This window comes from Bradyrhizobium sp. Kon56, from assembly GCF_055807635.1.
This window is the reverse complement of record NZ_JBVVOU010000547.1, coordinates 1-249: the sequence shown is the minus strand read 5'-3', so window position 1 is coordinate 249 and position 249 is coordinate 1. Positions and strand designations below refer to the sequence as shown.

At 58.2% G+C, this 249-nt stretch carries 1 protein-coding gene; it reads left to right on the top strand.

Annotated features, from left to right (window positions below; genetic code table 11):
• On the top strand, positions 1-249 hold a 249-nt coding region (locus AC0L3B_RS40000; protein ID WP_473383479.1), incomplete at both ends, for an FAD-linked oxidase C-terminal domain-containing protein.

The following is a 249-nucleotide window of genomic DNA, read 5'->3' as shown; positions in this document are numbered from 1 at the left end:
CGCCCTGGAAGGCAATCTGCACTTCGTGTTCACTCAAGGCTTCAACAGCAGCGCCGAAGTCGCACGCTATCAGGCGTTCATGGACGATGTTGCACAATTGGTAGCGGTTGAGTTCGGAGGATCGCTGAAAGCCGAACACGGCACTGGTCGCAACATGGCGCCGTTTGTCGAGCTGGAGTGGGGCAGCGATGCCTATCAACTGATGTGGCAACTCAAGCGCCTGCTGGACCCCAACGGCATCCTCAACCC